A 1,251-nucleotide genomic window follows, 5' to 3' on the forward strand; every position below is an offset into this window, starting at 1 on the left:
GATGGGGTACCAGCCCGCGCACCGCCACCGCCCGGGGGCGCGGGTCGTCGATTGCGGTGGCAGCGGCCAAGGCCTGGGTGAGCAGGTCGGGCGGTAGGTGGGGTGCCAGCCCACTCAGCGCCGACGCCCGGTGGTACGGCCAGTCGATTGCGGTGGCGGCGGCCAGGGCCTGGGTGAGCAAGTCGGGCGGTAGGTGGGGTGCCAGCCCGCGCAGCGCCGACGCCCGGGCCTCCGGCCAGTCGATTGCGGTGGCAGCGGCCAAGGCCTGGGTGAGCAGGTCGGGCGGTAGGTGGGGTGCCAGCCCACTCAGCGCCGACGCCCGGGAGTACGGCCTGTCGATTGCGGTGGCAGCGGCCAAGGCCTGGATGAGGACCGGTTCGCGTTGGTCGGGCGGTAGGTGGGGTGCCAGCTCGCGCAGCGCCGACGCCCGGGCCTCCGGCTTGTCGATTGCGGTGGCAGCGGCCAAGGCCTGGGTGAGCAGGCCGGACGGTAGATGGGGTGCCAGCCCGCGCAGCGCCCACACCCGGTTGGACGGCCTGTCGATTGCGGTGGCGGCGGCCAGGGCCTGGGTGAGCAGGCCGGGCGGTAGATGGGGTGCCAGCCCGCGCAGCGCCGACGCCCGGACGTCCGGGTCGTCGATTGCGGTGGCGACGGCCAGGGCCTGGGTGAGCAGGTCGGGCGGTAGATGGGGTGCCAGCCCGCGCAGCGCCGACGCCCGGACGTCCGGGTCGTCGATTGCGGTGGCGACGGCCAGGGCCTGGGTGAGCAGGTCGGGCGGTAGATGGGGTGCCAGCGCGCTCAGCGCCCACGCCCGGTCGAACGGGGCGTCCGGGTCGTCCGGGTCGTCGATTGCGGTTGCGATTGCGATTGCGGTGGCGGCCAAGGCCTGGGTGAGGACCGGTTCGCGTTGGTCGGGCGGTAGATGGGGTACCAGCCCGCTCACCGCCACCGCCCGGGGGCGCGGGTCGTCGATTGCGGTGGCAGCGGCCAAGGCCTGGGTGAGCAGGTCGGGCGGTAGATGGGGTGCCAGCCCACACAGCGCCCACGCCCGGTGGTACGGCCAGTCGATTGCGGTGGCGGCGGCCAGGGCCTGGGTGAGGACCGGTTCGCGTTGGTCGGGCGGTAGATGGGGTACCAGCCCGCTCACCGCCAACACCCGGTGGGACGGCCAGTCGATTGCGGTGGCAGCGGCCAGGGCCTGGGTGAGGACCGGTTCGCGTTGGTCGGGCGGTAGATGGGGTACCAGCCCGC

General features: G+C 74.2%; 1 protein-coding gene. It reads right to left on the reverse strand.

Annotation, left to right across the window (positions count from 1 at the left end):
- Positions 1–1,251, reverse strand: a 1,251-nt coding sequence (locus U9983_RS19510; protein WP_322755420.1) for a hypothetical protein, incomplete at both ends; no start/stop codon positions are given.

Origin of the sequence: Protofrankia sp. Cas3, from assembly GCF_963555955.1 — a bacterium.
Taxonomy (GTDB): domain Bacteria; phylum Actinomycetota; class Actinomycetes; order Frankiales; family Frankiaceae; genus Protofrankia.